Origin of the sequence: Nesterenkonia alba DSM 19423 (assembly GCF_000421745.1) — a bacterium.
Taxonomy (GTDB): domain Bacteria; phylum Actinomycetota; class Actinomycetes; order Actinomycetales; family Micrococcaceae; genus Nesterenkonia; species Nesterenkonia alba.
Genome location: NZ_ATXP01000008.1, coordinates 83,741 through 106,275, shown reverse-complemented (window position 1 = coordinate 106,275; position 22,535 = coordinate 83,741). Strand labels below are relative to the sequence as shown.

Here is a 22,535-nt window from a genome sequence, read left to right as displayed (position 1 = left end):
GGTTCACTCCGCGGTGATTTCTGCCCTGTTGTGATGTGCGCTGAGTCGTGACGAACACCCTGTGGGAGGGTGCGTTCACCCGCTGGCTATACACTCAGCACGTACATTTCACTCGTTGTTCACCTGAACTCCACATGGGGACGCATGATCGCACTGAACCGTCAGCGCCACGCGCAGTCCGCTGACCTGCTGGCCGGGATCTCTGAGGTGCTCCGCGAAGGCACCGGGCTACTCACCGAACTGCTCGGCACCCCCGCCGGGGAGCGGGCGGCCCGGCGCGATGAACTCCTCAGCCTGGAAGGCCAGGCCATGGACAAGCACTTCGAACTGATGACCCAGATCCGCAGTGTGTTCCTCACCCCGCTGCCGCGGGAGGACATCTTTGCCCTCTCCACCCACCTAAACCGAACCATGGAGCATATTGCTGCCACCGGGGATCTGATGATCGTGCGGAAGTCACTACAACTGCCGGCTCAGAGCCACGATCAGTTCGAAACCCTAACGCGTCAGGTGGAGCTGACCACGCAAGCGATGCGGCGACTGGAGGACTTCGACCACTTGGAGGACTACTGGGCGCAGATCCAGCGGCTGACTAAACAGGCCAACCGGACACACCGGGAATGGGTCACCTCCTCAGACAGCGCCTTGCAACCGACCATCGCCCAGCAGCAGGCGGCCCTGGCTGCTGAGGTGCTTGCCGCCGTGCACGCCCAGCGAGAGGTCGCCGGGGTGTGCGGGGCCATCATCGTGCGGGAGTCCTGACGCCGGTGGAGGGTGTGCTTCTGCTCTGTGTGGCGGCGGTCATGGTGCCGACGCTGTTCGTGGCCGGACTCCACGATGTGCCGAACTCGATCGCCATTCCGGTACGCACCCGCGCACTGACCGCTCGAGTGGCCGCCCGGTTGGCGGCCGTGTTCAACGCGATCGGGGTGCTCCTGGCCCTGCCGATCGGCCTACACTTATTTGCCTGGTTCGACTTCCCGGCCTTCGATGCCCAGCTGACGCTCATCGTGGTGTTCTCCGCCCTGGCGACGGTGCTGGGGTGGAATATCGTCACCTATTTCCGCGGGATGCCGACCTCCACCACCCACGTGCTGCTGGCTGGACTGCTCGGCGGGGCCTTGGCGGCGGCGATCTTCTCCGATGTCGGCTCCGCTGAGATTTTGGCGCTGCCGTGGCTGACCCCGTTGATGATTCTGCTGGTCTCGCCCCTGGTAGCCTTCGGCACCGCCTACCTGATGGTGTTCTTGGCGGTGCGCTTAGCCCGCGGGGAAGACACCGAGGACGTCAACCGGTTCTCCCGCGTGGCTCAGTCCCTGACGGTGGGACTGACGAGTCTGGGCACCGGGCTGCAGCAGGGGCAACGGTTCCTGCTGGTACTGCTCATCGCCCTAGGTGCTGCAGGGGTCAGCGACCCCTCTGCCTGGCTGCCGGCCGCCTCTGTGGTGATGGCGCTGGTCATCGGGGCCGGCTGCCTCAACGGTGGGTGGCGCATCGGGCACGTGCTGGGGCATCGATTGGTGGCGATTGACCCTCTGCGGGGGATGGTCTCGACCACGACGACGTCGGGGCTTCTGTTCATCGGGTCACTGCTGCTCTCACTGCCGTTGTCGACCTCGCTGACCGCGGCCAGTGCGATTATCGGCTCCGGATCGAATCAGCGCTTCGCGACGGTGAACTTCCGGCAGTTCCGTCGGATTGTGGGGTACTGGGCCGCGACCCCCGTGGTGGGGGTGCTCGGTGGTGCTGCCGTCACGGCCTTACTCGCCGCCGTCCTCGTCTAACACCCAACGCCACCTCCCACGCGCCACAACACCGCAATCCCTCCCCCCGACCACCGCCAGCCCCCTCTGCACCACCTGCCGCACCGACCCTGCGACACCCAACCCACGGCGCCCGGGGCCAGACCTCTGCACCCTGCCCAGACCTCTGCACCCTGCCCAGACCTCAGCGGGAATGTCGAAACACAGCGGGATATATGCCGCGGAGCTTCGACATTCCCGCGGAGGTTACGGAGGTTAGTGGGGGTGCCCCGAGGGTGGGGAGTTGCCCGCGAGGGGCGGATAGTGGACCCCAGGGCTAGTGGGCGGTTTCCTCGGGGTTAGCGTGCGGTCCCCCACACATAGCAGCCTTCCCTCACACCGCAGCCCTACTTATCCGAATTTGCCGGAGACGTAGCGTTCAGTCTGCTCGTTTGAGGGATTGTTGAAGATGGTGGCGGTGTCGTCGTATTCGATGAGTTTGCCGGGTTTACCGGTGCCGGCGATGTTGAAGAAGGCGGTCTTCTCGGAGACTCGGGCGGCCTGTTGCATGTTGTGGGTGACGATGACCACGGTGAACTGTTCTTTGAGCTCGGCGATGAGGTCCTCGATGGCCAGGGTGGAGATGGGGTCCAGGGCGGAGCAGGGTTCGTCCATGAGGATCACATCGGGTTTGACGGCAATAGTGCGCGCGATGCACAACCGCTGTTGCTGCCCACCGGAGAGTCCAGAGCCAGGCTGGTCGAGCCGGTCTTTGACTTCTTCCCAGAGGTTCGCTCCGCGCAGGGCAGATTCGGCGATGTCATCGGACTGGGAACGGGAGAGCCGGGCCCCGTTGAGCTTGTACCCGGCCAGCACATTCTCCCGGATGCTCATCGTGGGGAAAGGGTTGGGGCGCTGGAAGACCATGCCGACCATGGCGCGAACGGTGACCGGATCGACACCGGGACCGTAGATGTCGTCTTGGTCGAGGAGCAATTGGCCTTCGACCCGGGCCCCGGGGAGCACTTCGTGCATCCGGTTCAGGGTGCGCAGGAAGGTCGTCTTTCCGCAGCCGGAGGGCCCGATGAACGCGGTCACCGAGCGGGCGGCGATCTCCACGTTGACCCCTTCAACGGCGAGGAAGTCGCCGTAGTAGACGTTGAGGTCTTTGGCGGTGATGGACTTGGACATAGTTTCTACGGGCTCCTAGCGTCCGGTCTTCTTCGGGGCAAAGATCGTGGCGATGATGCGGGCGATGAGGTTCAGGGCCATGACGATCATGATGAGCACCAGGGCGGCACCCCAGGCGCGCTGTTCGGAGAGGTAGGTCAGCTCCCCGACCCCCACCGGGTGGGTGAAGGTCCAGTAGATGTAGACCGGCAGGGTCATCATCGCGTCGTTGAGCATGTCCCAGTTGACCCGGTTGAGCATCCCCGCGGTGAGCAGGATGGGGGCAGTCTCACCGATGACCCGGGCGATGGCCAGAGTGACTCCGGCGGCAATGCCGGAGATCGCCGTCGGAATGACAACTTTGAGGATGGTCCGCCATTTACGCACACCCAGGGCGTAGGAGGCTTCGCGGAGTTCGTTGGGGACCACACGCAGCATCTCTTCCGTAGTGCGGACTACCACCGGGATCATCAGCACACTGAGCGCGACGGCGGCGGTGAGTCCCATCCGGTAGTTTCCGGGTCCGTAGCTCCACAGTCCGATCTGGTTCCCGATGGAGAGCACCACTTGGACCGCGGCGGCACCGAAGAGCCCGGCGACGATGGAGGGGATACCGGTCATCACATCCACAAAGAAGGTGATGCCACGGGAGAGCGGGCCACCGCGGGAGTATTCGACCAGATAGATGGATGTCAGCAACCCGATGGGCACCGAGATCACCGTGGCGGTCAGGGTGATGAGCAGCGAGCCGATGATGGCGTGCAGGACACCGCCACCCATGGGGCGTTCGCCTTCGTGGATTTGCCGTTCCCGGGACTGGGAGGCGTTCTGGGACATGTCCTCGGTGAAGAATCCGGCGGCGGTGATGCCGCGGACACCGTCGGCAGTGACTGACCAGATGACCGAGACCAGCGGGATCAGCGCAATGACGAAGGCGACGTAGACCAGGTTGCGCCACAGCCCGTCGGTGGCTTTTCGTTTGCCCTGCTTAGCCCGGGTGATGAGGTAGCTCACGACGACGAACACTGCGGCAGAGAAGACGAACCACAGGGCGTAGTTGATCTGGAATCCGGTGACCAACCAGCTGATGACGAACCCGGCGACCGCACCGATCGCTGCGGTTGCGAAGAGGAACCAGCTGGGCAGCTGATTGCCAGCGATGGTGTTGGGCCGTACCAGCTGGGCGGCCTGTTCCACGGGGTCGGGGGTTCCGTTGGAGGACGCTGAACTCGCGCGCCGGGTCTCGGGTTTGGTGTGTGTCTGTGACATCAGTTGGCTCCGGAGAATTCCTTGTGGCGGGAGACGATCCAGCGGGCGATCATGTTGACGATCAGGGTGATGATGAACAACACCAGACCCAGGGCGATGAGCTGGTGCCAGCGTTCGCTGTTCGGGGCGGTCTCACCGAAGTTCAGGGCAATTTCGCGGGGGATCGTGGAGTTACCGGCGGAGATGATCGACCATTGGAAGCCCAGCCCAGAGACCACCATGACCACGGCCATGGTTTCGCCGAGGGCACGGCCGAGGCCGAGCATGATGCCGGAGATCACTCCGGCACGGGCGAAGGGGAAGACCGCCATCTTGATCATCTCCCAGCGGGTGGCCCCCAGGGCCAGGGCGGCTTCCTCGTGGAGCTTAGGAGTCTGGATGAAGATCTCTCGGCAGACCGAGGAGATGATGGGCAGCACCATAACCGCCAGCACCACGGAAGCGGTGAAGATGTTCTGTCCCAGACCCGGGGATCCGGCGAATAAGGGGATACCGAAGCCGAGGTTCTCTTGTGGCCAGGTGTAGAGCCACTGGTTGAGCCACCGGTACAGGGGCACCATGGCCGGTGCCAGCACGAACATTCCCCAGGCGCCATAGACCACAGAGGGGATGGCGGCAAGCAGGTCGATGATGTAGCCGATGGTTTTCGAGGCCCGCGGCGGGGCGTAGTGGGAGATGTAGAGAGCCACGCCGATAGCCACCGGTGCCGACATCACCAGGGCCAATACGGCGACGACGACGGTACCCAGGGCGAAGGGCCAGGCATAGTTGAGGAAGCGCCCGATGATGAGGCCTTCATCTTCCTGGTAGAGCGCTCCACCGGAGTTCCAGGAGAGGAACAGGGCGACGAAGGCGAGGATGATGAGGATGAAGATCCCGGCGAATTTGGCCAGGGCGGCGAATCCGCGGTCGACGGCGGCGCCGGCCTTATCGGAGGAGACCAGGGTGTTGGTGCGTTTATCCGTGGTCTTCGGCTCGGAGGTGGTGGTCACCGGGTGTGCCTCTCGAAACTGGTCTTAGGTGCGGTGCGAGGAAAACGGGCTGTGCCGCCGGGGCCCATCCGGGCCCCGGCGGCCACTGCCGTGCTGCGGCGGGTATGACTCTTCTGCCGCGTGATGGTGGTGAGGATCAGCCGCCGGAGATCTGGCTGACGGCGTCCTGAGCCTGCTCGGTGAGCTCCTCGTTCAGCGGAGCGGCACCGGCCTCGTCAGCTGCGATCTGCTGGGCCTCCTCGGAGACGATGTACTCAGCGAAGGCGCGGGCGAGGTCAGCCTCGTCGGCGTCGTCGTACTCGTTGCACCAGATGGTGTAGGCCACCTGAACGATCGGGTAGGCGCCGACTTCCTCGGTGTCACGGGCCAGGTCGAAGCCCATGTCGTTGTCAGCCTGACCACCGCGCAGCTCGGAGGCTGCCACGGCCTGGCCAGCAGCTTCGGGCGAGAACTCGGTGTACTCGCCACCGACCTCGACGGCGACGGTGCTCAGGCCACCCTGCACAGCCTGCTCAGCGTCGGCGTAGGTGATGGTGCCGTCGGTGGAGTTGGCGGCCTCGACCACACCGGAGGTGCCGTCACCGGTTTCGGCGGAGATCTCACCAGGCCACTCGGAGTCGGCTTCCCAGGTCCAGGTGTCGGTGGCCTGGTTGAGGTAGTCGGTGAAGTTCTCGGTGGTGCCGGAGGAGTCCTGGCGGTGCACCACGGTGATTTCTGTGTCGGGCAGGTCGACGCCGTCGTTGTGCTCGGCGATGGCCTCATCGTCCCAGCTGGTGATCTCACCGGCGAAGATCTGGGCGATGGTCTCACCGTCGAGGTTCAGCTCGTCAACGCCCTCGAGGTTGAAAGCCACAGCGATCGGCAGGATAGCGGTGGGAATGTGGAAGGCACCGTCTTCACCGCAGCGTTCCTGGGACTCGGCGTATTCGTCGTCGTCCATCAGGGCGTCGGAGCCGGCGAAGGAAACCGCACCGTTGAGGAAGTTCGCCCGACCGTCACCGGAGCCGACGGCGTCGTAGTCGACAGTCACACCGGTGTCGGCTTCGAACTCGATGACCCATTCCTGGATGGCGAGCTGGAAGGAGGAAGCACCGGCACCGGACAGGCTGCCCGAGAGTTCGCTGGTGTCAGTACCGTTGTCGTCGCCGCCGTTGCCGTTGCCGTTTCCGTTGTCATCGCCGTTGTCGCCGCAGGCGACCAGGGCCAGCGATGCCGCGGAGAGAATGGCCGCCGCGCGACCGAAGCTTGCTGCTTTCACAATGTCCCTCTCAAGAGTTGACGTCGGCGCACAGACGCGCCGGTTGCCTTGGTGCTTGGTTGCGGCTCGTGAGATTCCCGTGCCGGGCACGGCGCGAGCCATGCGTCACGCTAGGGACGCAAAGTGACGCGGAGTTGGTCTGAAGGTGAACGCAGAGTGAACAGCTAGAGATAAACGGTTTACTTCAAGGACCGGATATGCAGCCCACGCGGGCAGTCGTACTGTGTGCGGAGTGGTCAGTCCAGGGAGCGGATCATGCGGGTGTTGCCCAGAGTGTTGGGTTTGACCCGGGCGAGGTCGAGGAATTCGGCGACCCCTTCATCCGGGGAGCGCAGCAATTCGGCATAGACCTCAGGGTCCACCGGTGCTGGTTCGTCATCAATGGGTTCAAACCCGTGCCGGGTAAAGAACTCCGTTTCAAAGGTCAGGCAGAAGACCCGGCGGATGCCGAGGTCCCGGGCACGGTCAAGCAGGCCACCCAGCAGCGCAGAGCCAACCCCATGGCCACGCCAGGCGGGGTCGGTGGCCAGGGTGCGGACTTCAGCGAGGTCTTCCCACATCACGTGCAGGGCGCCGAAACCGATGAGCCGGGCCTGATCGGCCTCACCGGTCTCGGCCACGAGAAATTCCTGAATGTCCTCGTAATAAGCGACGGCCTCTTTGGCCACCAGAACCCGGTTCTCCACGAGGGGCTCGGACATGCTCATAATGGCGCGCACATCGGCGGTGCGGGCCGGGCGGATACGGAAATCAGTCATCACCGGCCACCTCGAAGGTGTGCGGCTCGGAGGCGACCCCGGAGACTGAGACCGTCAGCTGGTAGTCGCCTCCGGGCAGCTGGGCCGGTGCAGTGCAGTCCACGCTGGAGTCCGACCGCGGCCACGTGAAGCGGGCGTCCTCACTCTGGCCGGGTTCGAACTCCAGCTCGAGGCTGTCAGTCTCCACGGCGCAGTCCTCGGTGGTGAAGATCTGTTCTCCGTTGTGGGTGATGGTCCAGGTCTGCTCAGCCGTGCCGACGTCGATAGTGCATTCAGTGGAACCGGTATTGGTGACCTCCATGATGAGCAGGGGAGCTTCATCGGCCAGGTAGGACTCCTGGTGGGTGCTGGCGGTGACCTCAATGTCGCCGGGTGCGCAGTGGCCCTCAGGCAGGGAGTCCTCTGCGGCGTCGTCGTCCTCTGCCTCCTCAGCCTCCGGGGTCGGATCACCGGTGGCCTCCTCCGCTGGCGGAGTGTTCTGCGTGCCCTGCCCTTCGGCCTGCTCATCATCTGAGTCGAAGAGGCCAAAGATTCCCCGCACACCCCAGATCACCAGCACCAGCAGCAACACCGCGAGCACGGCGGCAAGGATCTGCCGGCGGCGGGCCACAGCGGGTGAGGGACGGCGGGGCTGGCTCATGGTCTCTAAGCCTAGGCCGCCACAGGCCGCAAACGGCTGAAGCAACTCCGAGCGGCCCCTTGTAGCGCGCCTCACAGTCTGGCTAAAGTTCCGTGACAACAGCGCATACGGCCCTGACCTGCGCAGACACCCCATGACCGACACGAAACGAAGTGGTGATGATGGACGAACTGGTCGAAACACTCGAAGCGATTGAAGACCCGGCATGGATGGTCTTCGGGGTCATTATCGGAGTGGTCACGCTCATTCTTTCCTTCCGCACCCGGGTGGTGCAGCTGCGGCACCTACCGAACATGTTCCGGGCCATCACCGATAGTGCGCAGAAAGACGCCTCCGGGCGGGCACGCTCCCTCTCGGCGTTCCAGGCGTTCACCGTGACCGCCTCCGCCCGAGTGGGGACCGGGAACATCGCGGGGGTCTCCGGGGCGATCGCCATGGGCGGCGCCGGGGCCGTGTTCTGGATGTGGACGATGGCACTGTTCACCGCAGCCGCCAGCTTCATTGAGTCCACCCTGGCCCAGCTGTATAAGACCCGCCGGTTCGACACCTTCAAGGGCGGGCCCGCCTATTACATCGAACGGGGGCTCGGGGCCCGGTGGGCCGGAGTCGCCTTCGCAGTGATTTTCATCTTCTGCTTCGCGCTGAGCTTCACCTCCCTGCAGGCCAATACGATCGTCGACACCGTCACCGGGGCCGCCGAGACCGCCGGGATGGAAGACACCGGCACCTTGACCTGGGTGCTAGCCGGGCTGCTGGTACTCATGGCCGGGGTGATCGTCATCGGCGGGCTGCGTCAGGTCGCGCGGGTCGCGCAAAACGTGGTGCCGATCATGGCGACGTTGTATCTGATCCTGGGAATCGTCGTCGTCGTGCTCAATATTGACCAATTGCCCGGGGCGATCGCCTCAATCCTCGGCGAGGCGTTCAACATTCAGGCCGCCGCCGGTGGGGCCTTCGGAGCGATGATCGCCGCAGGAATCCAGCGCGGGATGCTCTCCAATGAAGCCGGGATGGGTTCCGTCCCCAATGTCGCAGCCACAGCCGATGTCTCCCACCCCACCAAGCAGGGTCTCGTACAGACCTTGGGTGTGTACTTCGACACCTGGCTGATCTGCACCATCACCGCATTCATCATCCTGGTGACCTTCCCCGACCCTGTGGAGGCCGACGCCAGTGTAGGCGCCGAACTCACCCAGGGGGCCCTGGAAGAGACCCTCGGGGTCTTCGGCGCAGTGGCCCTGGCGGTGATTATCTTCCTGGTGGCCTTCACCTCGATCCTGGGGAACTACTCCTACGGGGAGGCCAATGTGCTGTTCTTCTCCCGTTCGGAAACAGTCCGGAAGATCTTCGCCGTGGTGCTGACCGGTGTGGTGTTCATCGGCGCGACGATCGAGGTAGACCTCGCCTGGGCGATCGCGGGCCTGGCGATGATCGTCATCGCCCTGTTCAACCTGATCGTCATCTCTCTGATGGCCCCGCAAGCGCTGAAGCTCCTGCGGCACTATGAGCAGCAACGCGCCCAAGGGCTGGATCCGGTCTTCCTCGATGAGGACTTACCCGAGCTGGAGAACATCGAGTGCTGGGGCCGCGAGGACGTGCAGGACTTCCTCGACGCCCGCCAACGCAACTGACCCCAGCCTGGCTACATGGCGTCCCAGTCGATCTGGGTCCACATGACAATGCCGAGGATCACCATGCCCACCAGGAGCGCAACGAGGCGATTGAGCCGGACCACGTACTCGGGGTCGTCATCGTTCTCCCGGTCCCGGTTGAGGTAGAACATCGGTGAAACATCACCTCCGCTGTGACTGCGGTCTCACCCTCTCACTGCGGTGTCAGCCTAGCACTGTGGACCGCGGCCGGAACTGGGCGGCCACCGGACAGTCCATGGGATCGGAGTAACCCAAGCCAACCCGGTTGAGGTAGCGGATCACGATGCCATAGGACTGCAGAATCCCCGTCTCGGTGTAAGTGATCCCCCGCTCGGCGCAGAACTGCTCCACCAGCGGCTTGACCTTGTGCAGATTGGGACTGGCCATCCGGGGAAACAGGTGGTGTTCGATCTGATAGTTCAGCCCACCCATGGCCCAGTCGGCGATCCGTCCACCGCTGATGTTCCGGGAGGTGAGGATCTGGCGGCGGAGGAAGTCGACGTCGGCGTCTTTGGGGATCAGCGGCATGCCCTTGTGGTTCGGGGCGAAACTGGCTCCCATGTACACACCAAAGACCGCGACCTGGACCACCAGGAAGGCAATCCCCACCACCGGCCCCAGCAGCCAGATCACCAGTGCCGGGTAGCCGATGAGTCGCACGGCGAGGAAAACGGCCTCCACGCCACGGCGCTTGAGCTTCGGGGTGCGCACCACCGTGTGAACAGCTTGATAGTGCAACACGAAACCGAAGAACACCAGGATGGGGAAGAAAAACCACCCCTGCCGGCGGGCAAACCACTTAGCGATGCCGGTGCGCTGAGCAGCGTCCTCCGGGACGAAAGCCAAGGTGCCCGGGGCGATGTCCCCGTCCTTGCCAATGACATTGGGCTGGGCGTGGTGTTTACCGTGCTTTTTCACCCACCAGCCATAGGACATCCCCACCACAAGGTTCCCCACGATGCGGGCCAACCACTCGTTGCTTTTGCCGGTGGAGAAGACCTGCTGGTGAGCTGCGTCGTGGGACAAGAAAGCAGCCTGGGTGAACAACACTCCGAAGACCACCGCCAGAGCCAGTTGCCACCAGCTGTCCCCCAGAACCACCAACAGCGCCCCTGCGGCGGCGAAAGCGGAGACCAGCACAATCGCCCGGCCGATGTAGGCGGTGGCCCCGCGCTCCATGAGACCGAGATCCTTCACCTGCTGGGACAACTCGAAGAACTCATTGGTCTGGCGGTTCCGCGCCCGGGCCGGGGCGGTGCCTCCGGCGGCAGAGGCGCCGGCTGCGGGGGCCGACTGCTGCGTGGTCGGTGCTTCAGGTGTCAGCGTCATGGCCTCACCGTAAGAAGACGGTGACCCGGTGCGCGTCCCACTGGGGAGCCAACCTGACCCCCTACCGGCGTAGGGTCACCGGCCCGATCACAGCGGCAAGCTGGCCCGGACCGCGAAACCCCCGTCATCAGTGGGGCCGGTCTCTGCCTGGCCTCCCACCGCGGCCGCACGCTCCCGGATCCCACCCAGTCCCAGCCCGGCGCCGGGGGCCGGATCAGTCACCGGCTCCGGCGGTGGCCCGTTGACCACTTCAACCCGCAGCCGCCGCTGCCCGCGATCAGCCCGTTCCGCCACGGTGACGTGGATCGAGGCTCCCGGGGCGTGCCGGAGTGCATTACTCAACGCCTCCTGCACTGTGCGGTAAGCCGCCAGCCCCACCGCGGAGCTGGCACCGATGGCGTGGCCGGCCCGCAGCCCGGTGTAGCGGATCGGTGTCCCGGAGGCCCGGGTGGTGGAGATCAACGATTCGATATCTTCCAGCCCGGGCTCGGGGGCTGTGGGGGCGTCGTCGGCACCGCGGAGGATGTTCAACAGCATGCGCATCTCGCTCAACGCTTGCCGGGAGGAGGCGGCGATGTCTTCGAACTCACCGCGGGCGGCGTCGTCGATATCCGGGTTGCGGTATTGGGCGGTGGTGGCCTGCACACTGATGACAGACAAACTGTGGGCGACCACATCGTGCAGCTCCCGGGCGATCCGGTTGCGATCCTCGAGCTCTTTGCGCCGCCGGTCCTGCTCGGCGCTGCTGCGTTCAGCCGCCTCCAACCGACCGGCGTTGAGGATCCAGATCCGCAGCAGCGCACCGATAACGACGACGCCGGCACTCACCGAGGTGTACACGATCGCGTTGGCCAGCGGCCCCGACTCAGGCGTGGACTCCATCCCGGTCAGCAGCACCCCCAAGGTGAGCACCGCCGAGGCACTCCAGCCGGAGGCGGCCACGTACCAGGGGCGGGCCAGGGCCGCCACGGCAAAGACCGCGAACTGGGTCAACATCGTGGTCACCGGCCAGGGCCACACGGAGATCCCCGCAGCGGCGGTGAACGGCATCAGCAGGGCCGCGGCCAATATCGAAAGCCCCAGACCAACCCAGGGCCATCGGAGGGTCACCATAATGGCCGCACAGTGGGCGGTCACCAGCACCATCGCCACAGCGACATTGACCTGGTACACCGCGGAAATGACCGGCCAGCCGACCGCCAGCAACACCACGGCAGTGAACCCGGCACCGATCCGGGACCAGGCCCTGCCGCTGAAGGAAGCCGGCGACTTCCGGGGCGGGGCCGCACCGGGGTGGCGTAGCGCCGGGTCATGGGACTCGGCGGCAGCCCCCAGCAGCACAGTACTTAAGGTGGCATCCAGCCACGCCAATCCCCGGGCCACCACCGGCAACGTCAGCAGGAACACCAGCCCCAGGCCGAAGTTCCCCGCTGATTCCAGCACATAGCGGCCGGCAGAGGTCTCCGGTACCACCGCAGGCCAGAGCAACCTCAGCAGCTGGGTGAGGCCACCATCGGTAGTGGGCAGGAGCAACGACCAGATGAAATAGGTGACCCCGGCCGGGCCCAGCAGTGTCCACACCACGGCGATGACACAGGTCACCAGCCGCAGCGGGAAGGTGATGAGCATCTCGAAGACCAAGTCCAACCAGCGACGCGGGTCGGCAAGGATCCGCAGTTTCCCCGCGATCCCCGGGCCCAAAGGCCGGTAAGCCACTGGGGGAATATCAGCACCCCAAGCACGCAGGCGGCTGCGGTCCAGTTCGGCAAATCCGGAGGCCACCACCAGGGTGATCGGCATTAGCAGCGCCCCCACCCAGATCACCGCTGTGGCCACGGAGGTGACGGTCAGCGCCAGCAGTAAGCTGAAGCTGAACACCGCGATGGGGAAACCAGCCAGCACATAGGCCAGATCCCGTCCCAACCGCCGCAGAGTCCTCATGCGCCTCACCCTAAAGACCCCCTCACCCCGGCGACGTCCCTCTGAGGAGTGAGACCAGTGGCGTGGTGACCGTACTGGGGAGCCACGACGACGACGTCGCCGGTCTCCGCTGGCCGGCGCACCTCAGCCCTGGGGTAGCGTATGGCTGTGCCGCCGAACCCCGAGCCCTCCGCTGACCGTTCCCCCTCCCCTGCGGGATCACCTGTGGGAGGCACAGTGCGGGTGCTCATTGTTGACGACCAGCACATGATTCGTGCTGGGTTCGCTGCGCTGCTCGATGCCCAAGAGGGGATCGACGTGGTGGGAACCGCAGAAGACGGCGCGGGCATCACCGAGACAGTCAAACGCACCCGGCCGGATGTGGTGCTGATGGATATCCGGATGCCGGGGGTCAACGGGCTGGAGGCGACGCGCACGCTGCTCAGTATGCCCGGTGAGCCGCCGCGGATCCTCATGCTGACCACCTTTGACGCCGATGAGTACGTCTTCGCCGCCCTGCGCGCCGGGGCCAGCGGTTTCCTCCTCAAAGACGCCACCCCGGAGGAACTCATCCACGCGGTCCGGGTCGTCGCCGGCGGGGAAGCGCTGCTGTCACCAAAGATCACCCGAACACTTATCGCCGACTATGCGGCCCGCCCCGAAGCGCCGGCGAAGAATCGCACGGTGCTGGCCGAGCTGACCGAACGGGAACTCGATGTCATGCGATGCGTGGCTCGGGGGCTGTCCAATACGGAGATCGCCGCCGAACTGTTCCTCGCCGAACAGACCGTCAAGACCCATGTCTCCCGGATCCTGGGGAAGCTGAATCTGCGCGACCGCACGCAGATCGTGGTGACCGCCTACGAATCCGGACTGGTGCGCGCAGGCGGTTGAGCCGGCGTCGTGCTTGTGCTCAACCTGCTCTGATTGAATGGGCGAATGAGCACTCCCACTCCCCCGCGGGCGAAGAAGATCCCCACTGAACGCACCCACCACGGCGACACGGTGGTTGATCCCTACGAGTGGCTGCGGGATAAAGAATCCAAAGAGGTCATCGACCATCTGCACGCCGAGAACGCCTACACCGAGGCGATGACTACCGACCAGCAGCCGCTGCGAGAGGCGATCTTCGCCGAGATCAAGCACCGCACCGTAGAGACGGACCTTTCGGTCCCGGCTCGGCGCGGAGACTACTGGTACTTCACCCGCACTATTGAGGGCGAGCAGCACCCCATCTATTGCCGCGTCATCAGTCAGGATGCTGTCGCTGGCACCCAGCACGAGGAAGCCGACCCGACCGCAGAGGCGGTGACGGTCTCACCCTTGGCCGCGTGGACTCCCCCGCAGGTGGAACCCGGGGTGACCCTGGAGGGGGAAGAGACCTACTTCGACACCAACGCTGAGGCCGCCGGGCACCCCTTCTACCAGCTGGGTGGGATCAGTATCGACGACGCCGGAGCCGTGATGGCCTACGCGGAGGACACCTCCGGCGACGAGCACTACACGCTACGGTTCCGGGACCTGACCACCGGGGAGAACCTGCCCGAGGTGGTGGAGAACGTCCACGGTGGGGCGATCCTGGACCCCACCGGCCGGTGGGCCTACTACATGGTGGCCGACGCCGCCTGGCGGCCTTACCGCCTCTATCAGCACACCCTGGGCACAGACCCGGCCGAGGATCGCCTGCTGCTGGAAGTCACCAACGAACAGCTCTGGACCTTCCCGTACCTGTCAGCGGATAAGCGAGAGCTGCTCATCTCATCCGGGAACTCCGAGTACAACGAGACCCGGATTCTCGATGCGACCGACCCTGAGGCCGAACCGGTACTGCTCATCGGAGCGGAGCACCGCCTGGAGCACAGTGTGGATCCGGTGGAGCTGGACGGCGAACGCCTGCTACTCATCACCCACAACCAGGACGGGCCGAATAAGTCCGTCTCAGTCACCACTCGCCAGGCACTCGAAGAGCAGGCCGCTGCTGATGGGGGCGGAACCGGCCCGTCCGGCGCAGACCAGTCCAGCGCAGACCAGTCCGCAGCAGAGCAAACCGGTACAACCCAGGCGGGCACTGCGCACACCCAGCCGGGCCAGCTCGACCTCGGCCCGCGGGTGCTGCAGCACGAGGACACCGTCAAGATTGATGACTCAGTCACCGTCACCGCCACCCAGATCCTGGTGACCGCCCGGGTGAACACCATTGAGTCGGTATATCTGCTCCCCCTGGACGCCGTACGGCAGGTGCGCGCCGGAGGGGAGGGGGTGCCGGCGTCGTCGTTATCTGGTCCGCAGTTCGACGAAGAGATGTTCACCCTCAGCCTCGCCCAGGCCGAGTACCACGCCCCGGTATACCGGGTGGTCTACACCTCCTGGCTCACCCCACCGAGGATCTACGATGTCCCCCACGCCGGCGGTGAACCCCTGCTGCGGCGTGAAACCCCAGTCAACGATTTCGCCGCAGAGAACTACGCCGCGGACCGGCTCTGGGTCCCCACCGGGGAGACCGGGCCCGACGGCCAGGAGATCCGCATCCCGGTCACCGTCATTCGCCGCACAGAGGTCCAACCGGATGGGACCAACCCGCTGGTGGTCTACGGCTACGGCTCCTATGAGATCTCCATGGATCCGAGTATGCAGATCGCAGTGCTCTCCCTGTTGGACCGGGGGATCGTGTTCGCCATTGCGCACGTGCGCGGCGGAGGTGAACTGGGGCGGCGATGGTACGACGACGGCAAGAAGCTGAAGAAGACCAACACCTTTAGGGACTTCATCACCGCCACCGACTACCTGGTAGAGCAGGGATGGGGTGCCGCAGACCGGGTCGCGGCGATGGGTGGCTCCGCCGGCGGACTCCTCATGGGTGCAGTGGCGAATATGGCCCCGCAGAAGTACCGGGCGATTCTGGCCCAGGTGCCGTTCGTGGACAACCTCACCAGCATCCTGGACCCGGAGCTACCGCTGAGCGCCCTGGAGTGGGAGGAATGGGGCAACCCCATCACCGATGAAGAGGTCTACCGGTACATGAAGTCCTACTCACCGTATGAGAACGTCCACGACGCCGAATACCCGGCGATCGCGGCAGTCACCTCCCTGCATGACACCCGGGTGCTGTACGTGGAGCCGGCCAAATGGGTCCAGCGGTTGCGCGAGCACCAGCAGGGCGAGGCTCCCATCCTGCTGAAGATCGAGATGGATGGTGGCCACGGCGGGGCCTCCGGGCGGTATGAAACGTGGAAGGAACGGGCCTGGGACTACGCCTTCTTCGCCAGCTGGCTGCAGGCCGCCGAGCGGATCTGACATTTAGCGGGTGCACGGTGGGCGGCTGGTGCCACGGCGCACCCGCTAGATGTCATCACAGGGGTCGAAACAGCGCTCCATGACACATACGGGGTGCATCGCGGAGTGCGACGCCTTCAGCGCACCAGCTAGATGTCATGGCCGGGGCTGGAGAGATGTTCCCATGGGGAGGCGTCTCGCTAGAGGGGCCTCCCCATGGGGGTGTGCCAGCGGGGAGGTCTCCCCCGTGCAGGAGCCCCGGTAGAGGAGCCTCCAGGCCGAGGGGTCTCCCAGTGCGGACGTCCCCCGGTGCAGGATCCTCCCGGTGGAGAAGTCTCCCTGTGGGGGGCGTGTCGGTGGGAAGGTCTCCTAGTGCGGGCACCTCCCGGCCGAAGGGTCTCCCCGTGCAGGAGCCCCCGTACAGTACCCCCGGTGGAGAGATCTCCCCGTGCAGGACCTCCCCGGTGCAGTAACCTCCCGCCGGGGAGGTTTAGCCCTTGTAGCGCTCGATGGAGCGCTGCAGCTCCGCTTCGGCCTCTTCGCGGCCGGCCCAGCCCTCGATCTTGACCCACTTGCCGGGCTCTAAGTCCTTGTACCGGGTGAAGAAGTGCTCGATCTCCTTGCGAGTCCACTCGGAGAGGTGCTCGATCTCGGTGATGTCGTCGAACCGCTTGTCGTCGGGCACGCAGATCAGTTTGGCGTCTCCGCCGCCGTCGTCGGTCATGTTCAGCACGCCGATGGGGCGGGCCTCCACGACCACACCGGGGATGAGGTCAACGTCCGGGATGTAGACCAGCGCGTCCAGCGGGTCGCCGTCTTCGCCGAGGGTGTCGTCGAAGTACCCGTAGTGAGTGGGGTACTGCATGGGGGTGTAGAGCACCCGGTCCAGGCGCAGGCGGTGAGTCTCGTGGTCGATCTCGTACTTCACACGGGATCCGGCGGGAATCTCAATGGTCACATCGCGGACAATTGCCACGTCTTCCTCCTTGAAGGTCAAATCAGCGTGTCATCACTCAGCGTATAACGGCACCCTGCCCGCCTGCCCATCCGGCCGACCTGCCCACCCCACCCGCGCCCGTTCCCGGCCCCGGCCGCATTCCTCGCCCCGCAGCCCTTTCCAAACGTCCACACCTTCACACCCGCCCACATCTCCCAAGCTTCCACACCACATCGGCTCTTCCACGCCCCATTGCACTGTGGAAGACATCCAGTGCTGTGGACGTTCGCCGGGGCAACGGAGCAGGCAGTTGGAAAGGCGAGCGGGTAATGGGTAAGGCAAGCAGCAGGCCGCGACACCGGGGCAGCGGGACAGAGAGGCGACGAGGCGGGTAATCGACGACGCCGGGGCAGTGGAGCAGGCAGTGGACAAGGCAGGCGGGTAGTTGACGGCGCCAGGGCGGTGGAGCGGACAGCGGGCCAGGCGGGCAATGGGCAAGGCAAGCGGGTAATCCACGACGCCGGAGGGCTGGACATTCTTGCACCGTTTACTCCGGCAGCCGGAGGGTTACGCCGAGCTGGCGGGCCAGGGTGGCGGCGGCGGCTTTGGTCCGGGCGAGGCCGCTGCGCCGCGGCGTGCCCGGTTCAACCCAGAAACGGTTGACCACCAGTTCCCCGTGCTGACGCCGGAGGTCTACCCGTCCGATCAACTCAGTGCCGGAAAGCAATCCCATAACGTAGTGGCCGTAGACCCGTTTCTGGCGTGGCACATAGGCCTCGAAGGTGTAGTCGAAGCCAAAGATCCGCTGTGCCCGGCGGCGGTCACGCAGCAGGGGGTCAAAGGGGCCAATGAGCCGGGCATCCTTGACCGCGCCAATACCAGGTTCCGGCACAGGTGTCTGGAGTAGCTCCGCGGCCACATAGGCAGTCTCCCGCCACTGGGGCACGCGCACGGCAGTGAGGCCGGCCAGCTCCACCCCGAGTGCGGCGTCGTGCTTGCTCAGGTGATAGTGGTGGGCAAAGTCGCTGACCGTCATCACCGCTAAGGCCCCGGCGGCACGCCGAGCCAGCTGGGCCCGCAGCACATCATCGGGCAGTGCTTCGGCGTGGCGCACGTCCGCGGGCAAGGCACGTTCGGGCAGGTCGAAGAGACGCACGACGCCGTCTCGGGCAGTGACCACGAGCTCACCCATACGCACCATGAGTTCAGTGATCTTCTTCACCTCCGACCAGTGCCAGCCGGTGGTGCGTTCCGGTCCGAATGCGGCTTCGATGACACCGGTGGCCACACCGCCGGGGTGTTCGGCCACCACCTGGAGGATGCGTTCCCGGACGGTGGGGGAGATCTTGTGACCGTGGCGCTGGCGGGTCGCCTCGCGGCGCAGCCGCAGCAGTGGCCAGTCTTCCAAGGGGAAAACACAGGCGACCTTGGTGAAGGCTTCAAAGGAAGCAGGGGCCTCGGCGGGCCAGAGCGCGGCGTCGACCTGTTCGGCCGGGTGCTTTCGTGGCAGGCGGGTCAGGCAGGTCAGTCGCTGGGCGGTGGAGACCCGGGTCAGCGGGTCCAGTTGGATGAGCCCGAGTCCCCGCAGGACATCGGCGGCGTCGCTGTACTTCCCGTGGCTGCCGGGCGCGGGGATCTGCTGAGCCGCAACCACTGCACTGCGCACCCACTGCGGGCTCACCTGCGGCGGTTCAGGGGTCATCAGCTCAGTGGGCACTACGGGAGTGCTTGGCCAGCCGTTGGATCAGACCGGCCCGTACTGCCTGCCATTCGGTGTTGAGGATGGAGAAGACCACGGTGTCACGCACGTGCCCGTCGTCGAAGATCATGTGATGGCGCAGTACCCCATCTTGTTTGGCACCGAGCCGGGCAATCGCCGCCCGGGACTGATGATTGTGCCAGTGGGTGCGCAGCTCCACGGCGATACACCCCAGATCGGTGAAGGCGCGCTCGAGCATCAGCAGTTTCATCGCCGGGTTGATGCCGGTGCCCTGAACGTCAGGGCTCAACCAGGTGGAGCCGATCTCCAACCGCCGGTTCGCCGCGTCCAGGTTCATATAGGTGGTGATGCCGACAGCCCGCTCTACGCTGCGGTCGACCACCGCAAACGGGGCCATCCGTTCAGCACGCTGCAGTCCCAGCAGGCGTTCGATCTCAGCACCGATCCCGTCCGGGGAGGGGATGTGCCGGGCATACCAGGTCTTCCACAGCTCACCGGTGCTGACGGCTTCGGCCAGGTCAGCCTCATGGTGCGCGGCGATCGGCTCCAGGCGCACCAGCTGGTTCTCCAGCACCGGTGTGGCGGCATATTCCGAAGGCTGCGGCGGCAGATCTGGTGTCATGGGGTGAGCCTATGCGAGGAGGCTTCTAGACAAAGGAGCGCAGCGCCGCGACGAGCAGTACCACCAGCACAAGAGCCCACACGATGGAAGCCGCAATACTCCATCGGGAGGTACCCTCAACAACCCAGGGCAGCCGCCGGCCACGCAGTACAGCCTGGCCCGCCACGGCACCGAAGAGCCCGACGCCGGCAACCCAGGTCCACACCAGCAGACCACTAGGCGCCAGCACGGCTCGGGCGAATGTCACCGCCAGCAGCACCGCCAGGGCTGCGGTGACCAGCCGGCGGCGGTCGGCGGCCCCCCAGGCGGCCACGGTGAACTCCACCATGGTGCCGAGCCAGAAGATCCCGGCGGCCAACAGCAGCAGCCCGGTCATCCGGTGTCCTCGCTGATCGTGTCCCCGGCCTGCAGTAACAGGGCCAGGCCGGCCTCCTCGAGCTCATGGGAGGTTGCCCCGGAGATGAACACCGCGGTGCCGCGTTCACGGTCCAGCCCGAACCAGGTGTAGAAGCCTCCGGTCTGCCCGGTGTGCCAGGTGATCTGCCGGCCTTGGATCTCTGAGGTGATCCACCCGGCTCCGATCCGGGCTTCGGCGTCGAAGTCAGCGGTGGGGTCCAGGGCTGCTACCCCCGGGGCACTACCGTTGAGCAGGGCTTCGGCTAGCCGCGCCATGGATTGTGCATCGGCGCGGATGCCTCCGGCAGGTGCGTAACCGGCGTCGTCCCAAGCCTGCTGGGTGCGCCCGGAAGCTTCCCTCCCCTGGACCGCCTCAGCGGAGGCCTCACCCTCCCCCGGGGCAGGTACCGTGAAGCGTTCTAGTCCCATCGGCTCGGCCAGACGGGTGCGGACCAGCTGTGGGTAGTCCTCCCCTGTGGTCTCGGCCAGGGCGTGGCCCAGGACCGCGTACCCCAGGTTGGAGTAAGCCGGCTGCTGCTCTCCCACAGCGGCAGAACGCACATCGGCGACGACGTCGGCGGGCTCATCTCGGTAGGGGTTCTGTCCCAACAGCAGCCACCGGTACGAGTTGAGCACAGTCCGCAGACCAGTGGGCAGCCGAGGCAGCCCCGAGCGGTGTTGGCTGAGCTGTTCAAGTGTGATCGAGGCCGAGTCCGTCTCAGCGAAGTCGAAGATCTCCCCCAGGGTGGTGTCCGGGGTGACCTCCCCGCGTTCGACGGCGTCGGCGTACAGCATCCCGGTGACCGCTTTGGTGACGGAGCCGATTTCGAAGGTTCCCTCCATCGGGGCACCCACTGTGGCGGTGCGGGTACCGGTGGGAGTCACCTCAGCCACGCTGAGTGCGTAAACACCCTGGGCGGGGATCTCCGCCACAGCAGCGGCCGCTAAGTCAGTGTCACCCTCCACCGCGGAGCTCTCATCCACTGACCCGGCACCTGGCCGCAGCAGCACCGCGATCAACGCGGCCACCACACCACCGGTGACCATGGCGGCAGTGACCTTCTTCCAAGCGCCCATACCGTCATCCTAGGCAAGGCATCAGATCCGGCGAACAACAGGACCGGTCCAGGTGGCGAAACATGGGGATAACAGAGGGTGACTACTGTGAGCACATGGCCACTTATGAGATTCCCAGCACCCCGAATTTCCTCTACACCACGCGCCACGCACCCGTCCTGGAGATCAGCAGCGGCGATACGGTGAGCTTCGAGGCCCCGGACGCCCTCGACGGGCAGTTCGCTGAGTTCCGCAACGGTCAGGCGTTCCCCGGCTTCGACGGTGACCGCCTCTACCCGCTGCTAGGACCGGTGATGGTCGGCGGAGCCGAGCCGGGCGACGTCGTCGAAATCGAATTGCAGGAGTTCTCCCACAAGGGGTGGGGATGGACCGCCACCCTGGAGGGGATGGGACTGCTGGCCGAGGACTTCCCAGACAGCCACCTTCACCGGTGGGAACTCGGGGAGCACACCGCCGATTTCAAAGGGGCCGCCGATGTGCCCATCCGCCCCTTCCTGGGGGTGCTGGCCTGCAGCCCGGACACCGACCAGCCCCAGGAGGTCATGCCGCCAGGGCACTTCGGTGGCAATGTGGACTGCCGGGACCTGGTGGCTGGGACCAAAGTTTTTCTCCCCGTGCAGACCCCGGGGGCTCGGCTGATGTTCGCCGACCCGCACGCCGCCCAAGGGGATGGAGAAGTCTGCGTCTCCGCCATTGAAGCTCCACTCAGCGGCAGCGCGAAGATCACCTTGCACAAGAACCGCTCTATCCCCGCCCCGCAATTCCAGACCGCCGGGCCACTGCGGCCAGGGATCGAAGACGCCGGTTACTACGCCACGATGGGTATCGGCCCAGATATGTACGGAGCCGCTCAGGATGCCACCCGGGCGATGGTCGAGCACATCAGCAGCACCTACGGCATGGACCCGCTCGATGCGTACCTGCTCAGCTCGGTGGCAGTGGACCTCAAGATCTCTGAGGCCGTCGACGCCCCCAACTGGGTGGTCAGCGCTTATCTGCCGTTGTCCATCATGAAAGGCTAGACGCCCCCCCGGAGGCGACGGCGCCTGCTCACCTGCTCAGCCGGCGTCGTCGGTGAGTTTGAAGAACGCCATGAGGCGTTCATTACCCTGAACCTGCACTGCCCAGGAGGGACGCAGGAAGTCCTTTTTGGGCAGTCGCAAGTGGTATTCCCACTCCGCGCTTGTGCCGTAGGCATCTGCCCGGCGGTGGGTACCGCACTGGAAGTAGCCCAGGGACTCTGAGACCTTCAGAGAGGCGGTGTTCCACTCATAAGCCCCGGATTCGGCGTACTCGGCTCCGAAGTGGTCAAAGGCCCACATGAGCATCGCCGCCCGTGCCTCCTTGCCCAGCCCCTGGCCCTGGCGGTCGCGGCGCATCCAGGAGCCCGATTGCACGGTGCGGAGCACACGCCAATTCTCCGCGTTGACATCCTGAACCCCGATGAGGGGACCCTCGGTGCCGTCGTCGTGCTTTTCGAACAACCCCAACATCAGGTACCAGATATCCGGGCCGATCGACCCGCGGCGCGACCATACCCACACCAGGGAGTTGCGGGCCATCTCCTCCGGGGAGTTCTCATCCCAGGGGGAGATGAACGGGCTGCGGTCGGTATTGCGGATACCCGAAGAGGCCGCCGCCAGGTACTGGGGGAAGTCGGTTTCGCGGATCTGCCGCAGGATCAGCCGGGGGGACTCGATCCGCAGCCCGAAGGGTGGCCAGACCTCTTCCAAGGTGTGATGGGGATTGTCTGCCTGCAGCTGGAACGCGCTCATGCCGG

21 protein-coding genes are annotated in these 22,535 nt (G+C 65.3%); 6 read left to right on the top strand and 15 right to left on the bottom strand.

The genetic code is table 11. From position 1 onward, the window contains the following. Positions 1 to 144: 144 nt before the first annotated feature. Together H578_RS0107650 and H578_RS0107645 are read left to right on the top strand one after the other, a co-directional pair. The gene (locus H578_RS0107650) at positions 145 to 762 is read left to right on the top strand and encodes a DUF47 domain-containing protein (protein ID WP_022873108.1); all 618 of its coding nucleotides are present in this window, start codon (positions 145 to 147) and stop codon (positions 760 to 762) included. Between the two features lie 5 nt (positions 763 to 767). Next, entirely contained in the window at positions 768 to 1,784 is a 1,017-nt protein-coding gene (locus tag H578_RS0107645) for an inorganic phosphate transporter (RefSeq protein ID WP_022873107.1), read from the top strand. Between the two features lie 369 nt (positions 1,785 to 2,153). Here the strand turns inward: H578_RS0107645 and pstB are convergent, their stop codons facing one another. From pstB to H578_RS15610, 6 genes are all read right to left on the bottom strand, one after another. Then, a complete protein-coding gene (pstB, locus tag H578_RS0107640; protein WP_022873106.1) occupies positions 2,154 to 2,933 on the bottom strand; it encodes a phosphate ABC transporter ATP-binding protein PstB in 780 nt (259 codons plus the stop codon). Positions 2,934 to 2,948: 15 nt separating this feature from the next. Continuing rightward, entirely contained in the window at positions 2,949 to 4,181 is a 1,233-nt protein-coding gene (gene pstA / locus H578_RS0107635; RefSeq protein WP_022873105.1) for a phosphate ABC transporter permease PstA, read from the bottom strand. Next, positions 4,181 to 5,173, bottom strand: a complete 993-nt coding sequence (gene pstC, locus H578_RS0107630; protein WP_022873104.1) for a phosphate ABC transporter permease subunit PstC — start codon at positions 5,171 to 5,173, stop codon at positions 4,181 to 4,183. The genes pstA and pstC overlap by 1 nt, the downstream gene beginning before the upstream one ends. Positions 5,174 to 5,309: 136 nt before the next feature. Further along, entirely contained in the window at positions 5,310 to 6,431 is a 1,122-nt protein-coding gene (pstS, locus tag H578_RS0107625) for a phosphate ABC transporter substrate-binding protein PstS (RefSeq protein WP_022873103.1), read from the bottom strand. Positions 6,432 to 6,667: 236 nt separating this feature from the next. Then, a complete protein-coding gene (locus H578_RS0107620; RefSeq protein WP_022873102.1) occupies positions 6,668 to 7,189 on the bottom strand; it encodes an amino-acid N-acetyltransferase in 522 nt (173 codons plus the stop codon). Beyond that, complete coding sequence (locus H578_RS15610; protein WP_156837254.1) at positions 7,182 to 7,829, bottom strand: hypothetical protein; 648 nt, start codon at positions 7,827 to 7,829, stop codon at positions 7,182 to 7,184. Before H578_RS15610 ends, H578_RS0107620 begins: the two co-directional genes overlap by 8 nt. Positions 7,830 to 7,990: 161 nt before the next feature. Between H578_RS15610 and H578_RS14060 the strand changes: the two genes are divergently transcribed. After that, on the top strand, positions 7,991 to 9,460 hold the full coding sequence (locus tag H578_RS14060) for an alanine/glycine:cation symporter family protein (RefSeq protein ID WP_051130829.1): 1,470 nt from the start codon (positions 7,991 to 7,993) through the stop codon (positions 9,458 to 9,460). Positions 9,461 to 9,471: 11 nt separating this feature from the next. Here H578_RS14060 and H578_RS16185 read toward each other — a convergent pair whose 3' ends face one another. The 3 genes from H578_RS16185 to H578_RS0107595 all read right to left on the bottom strand — a co-directional run bounded on the left by H578_RS16185 (position 9,472) and on the right by H578_RS0107595 (position 12,751). Continuing rightward, on the bottom strand, positions 9,472 to 9,612 hold the full coding sequence (locus tag H578_RS16185) for a hypothetical protein (RefSeq protein ID WP_022873099.1): 141 nt from the start codon (positions 9,610 to 9,612) through the stop codon (positions 9,472 to 9,474). A gap of 52 nt (positions 9,613 to 9,664) precedes the next feature. Then, positions 9,665 to 10,810 (bottom strand): fatty acid desaturase family protein, encoded by a 1,146-nt coding sequence (locus H578_RS0107600; protein WP_022873098.1) that lies wholly within the window; start codon positions 10,808 to 10,810, stop codon positions 9,665 to 9,667. A gap of 87 nt (positions 10,811 to 10,897) precedes the next feature. Then, positions 10,898 to 12,751, bottom strand: a complete 1,854-nt coding sequence (locus tag H578_RS0107595) for a sensor histidine kinase (RefSeq protein ID WP_033420427.1) — start codon at positions 12,749 to 12,751, stop codon at positions 10,898 to 10,900. A gap of 216 nt (positions 12,752 to 12,967) precedes the next feature. On the opposite strand from H578_RS0107595, the gene H578_RS0107590 reads away from it, so the two are divergent. Both H578_RS0107590 and H578_RS0107585 read left to right on the top strand, forming a co-directional pair. After that, positions 12,968 to 13,624 (top strand): response regulator, encoded by a 657-nt coding sequence (locus H578_RS0107590; RefSeq protein WP_022873096.1) that lies wholly within the window; start codon positions 12,968 to 12,970, stop codon positions 13,622 to 13,624. 45 nt (positions 13,625 to 13,669) lie between these two features. Beyond that, positions 13,670 to 16,024, top strand: coding sequence for a S9 family peptidase (locus H578_RS0107585; protein ID WP_022873095.1), 2,355 nt, complete (start codon positions 13,670 to 13,672; stop codon positions 16,022 to 16,024). A gap of 469 nt (positions 16,025 to 16,493) precedes the next feature. Here H578_RS0107585 and H578_RS0107580 read toward each other — a convergent pair whose 3' ends face one another. The 5 genes from H578_RS0107580 to H578_RS0107560 all read right to left on the bottom strand — a co-directional run bounded on the left by H578_RS0107580 (position 16,494) and on the right by H578_RS0107560 (position 20,755). Beyond that, positions 16,494 to 16,973 carry an inorganic diphosphatase gene (locus tag H578_RS0107580; protein ID WP_033420444.1) on the bottom strand — a complete coding sequence of 160 codons (480 nt, stop codon included), beginning with the start codon at positions 16,971 to 16,973 and terminating at the stop codon, positions 16,494 to 16,496. A gap of 514 nt (positions 16,974 to 17,487) precedes the next feature. Continuing rightward, on the bottom strand, positions 17,488 to 18,642 hold the full coding sequence (locus tag H578_RS15605) for a DNA glycosylase AlkZ-like family protein (protein WP_156837252.1): 1,155 nt from the start codon (positions 18,640 to 18,642) through the stop codon (positions 17,488 to 17,490). 4 nt (positions 18,643 to 18,646) lie between these two features. Beyond that, positions 18,647 to 19,282: a GNAT family N-acetyltransferase gene (locus H578_RS0107570; protein ID WP_022873092.1), complete on the bottom strand. Its 636-nt coding sequence runs from the start codon at positions 19,280 to 19,282 to the stop codon at positions 18,647 to 18,649. A gap of 25 nt (positions 19,283 to 19,307) precedes the next feature. Next, positions 19,308 to 19,658 (bottom strand): hypothetical protein, encoded by a 351-nt coding sequence (locus H578_RS0107565; protein ID WP_022873091.1) that lies wholly within the window; start codon positions 19,656 to 19,658, stop codon positions 19,308 to 19,310. Beyond that, positions 19,655 to 20,755: a serine hydrolase domain-containing protein gene (locus tag H578_RS0107560; protein ID WP_022873090.1), complete on the bottom strand. Its 1,101-nt coding sequence runs from the start codon at positions 20,753 to 20,755 to the stop codon at positions 19,655 to 19,657. The genes H578_RS0107565 and H578_RS0107560 overlap by 4 nt, the downstream gene beginning before the upstream one ends. A 95-nt stretch (positions 20,756 to 20,850) precedes the next feature. Here H578_RS0107560 and H578_RS0107555 point away from each other — a divergent pair, with 95 nt between their 5' ends. After that, positions 20,851 to 21,777, top strand: a complete 927-nt coding sequence (locus tag H578_RS0107555) for an acetamidase/formamidase family protein (RefSeq protein ID WP_028464059.1) — start codon at positions 20,851 to 20,853, stop codon at positions 21,775 to 21,777. Positions 21,778 to 21,813: 36 nt separating this feature from the next. On the opposite strand, the gene H578_RS14050 is transcribed toward H578_RS0107555, so the two are convergent. After that, a complete protein-coding gene (locus H578_RS14050; RefSeq protein WP_022873088.1) occupies positions 21,814 to 22,530 on the bottom strand; it encodes a GNAT family N-acetyltransferase in 717 nt (238 codons plus the stop codon). Positions 22,531 to 22,535 lie beyond the last annotated feature (5 nt).

What these genes read in the sequence shown, in the direction of transcription:
- pstB (WP_022873106.1), bottom strand. Translation starts at nt 2,933, where the DNA reads ATGTCCAAGTCCATCACCGCCAAAGACCTCAACGTCTACTACGGCGAC.
- H578_RS0107650 (WP_022873108.1), top strand. Translation starts at nt 145, where the DNA reads ATGATCGCACTGAACCGTCAGCGCCACGCGCAGTCCGCTGACCTGCTG.
- H578_RS0107565 (WP_022873091.1), bottom strand. Translation starts at nt 19,658, where the DNA reads ATGACCGGGCTGCTGCTGTTGGCCGCCGGGATCTTCTGGCTCGGCACC.
- H578_RS16185 (WP_022873099.1), bottom strand. Translation starts at nt 9,612, where the DNA reads ATGTTCTACCTCAACCGGGACCGGGAGAACGATGACGACCCCGAGTAC.
- H578_RS15605 (WP_156837252.1), bottom strand. Translation starts at nt 18,642, where the DNA reads ATGACCCCTGAACCGCCGCAGGTGAGCCCGCAGTGGGTGCGCAGTGCA.
- H578_RS0107595 (WP_033420427.1), bottom strand. Translation starts at nt 12,751, where the DNA reads ATGAGGACTCTGCGGCGGTTGGGACGGGATCTGGCCTATGTGCTGGCT.
- H578_RS15610 (WP_156837254.1), bottom strand. Translation starts at nt 7,829, where the DNA reads ATGAGCCAGCCCCGCCGTCCCTCACCCGCTGTGGCCCGCCGCCGGCAG.
- H578_RS0107620 (WP_022873102.1), bottom strand. Translation starts at nt 7,189, where the DNA reads ATGACTGATTTCCGTATCCGCCCGGCCCGCACCGCCGATGTGCGCGCC.
- H578_RS0107555 (WP_028464059.1), top strand. Translation starts at nt 20,851, where the DNA reads ATGGCCACTTATGAGATTCCCAGCACCCCGAATTTCCTCTACACCACG.
- H578_RS0107560 (WP_022873090.1), bottom strand. Translation starts at nt 20,755, where the DNA reads ATGGGCGCTTGGAAGAAGGTCACTGCCGCCATGGTCACCGGTGGTGTG.
- pstA (WP_022873105.1), bottom strand. Translation starts at nt 4,181, where the DNA reads ATGTCACAGACACACACCAAACCCGAGACCCGGCGCGCGAGTTCAGCG.
- H578_RS0107600 (WP_022873098.1), bottom strand. Translation starts at nt 10,810, where the DNA reads ATGACGCTGACACCTGAAGCACCGACCACGCAGCAGTCGGCCCCCGCA.
- H578_RS14050 (WP_022873088.1), bottom strand. Translation starts at nt 22,530, where the DNA reads ATGAGCGCGTTCCAGCTGCAGGCAGACAATCCCCATCACACCTTGGAA.
- H578_RS0107570 (WP_022873092.1), bottom strand. Translation starts at nt 19,282, where the DNA reads ATGACACCAGATCTGCCGCCGCAGCCTTCGGAATATGCCGCCACACCG.
- H578_RS14060 (WP_051130829.1), top strand. Translation starts at nt 7,991, where the DNA reads ATGGACGAACTGGTCGAAACACTCGAAGCGATTGAAGACCCGGCATGG.
- H578_RS0107585 (WP_022873095.1), top strand. Translation starts at nt 13,670, where the DNA reads ATGAGCACTCCCACTCCCCCGCGGGCGAAGAAGATCCCCACTGAACGC.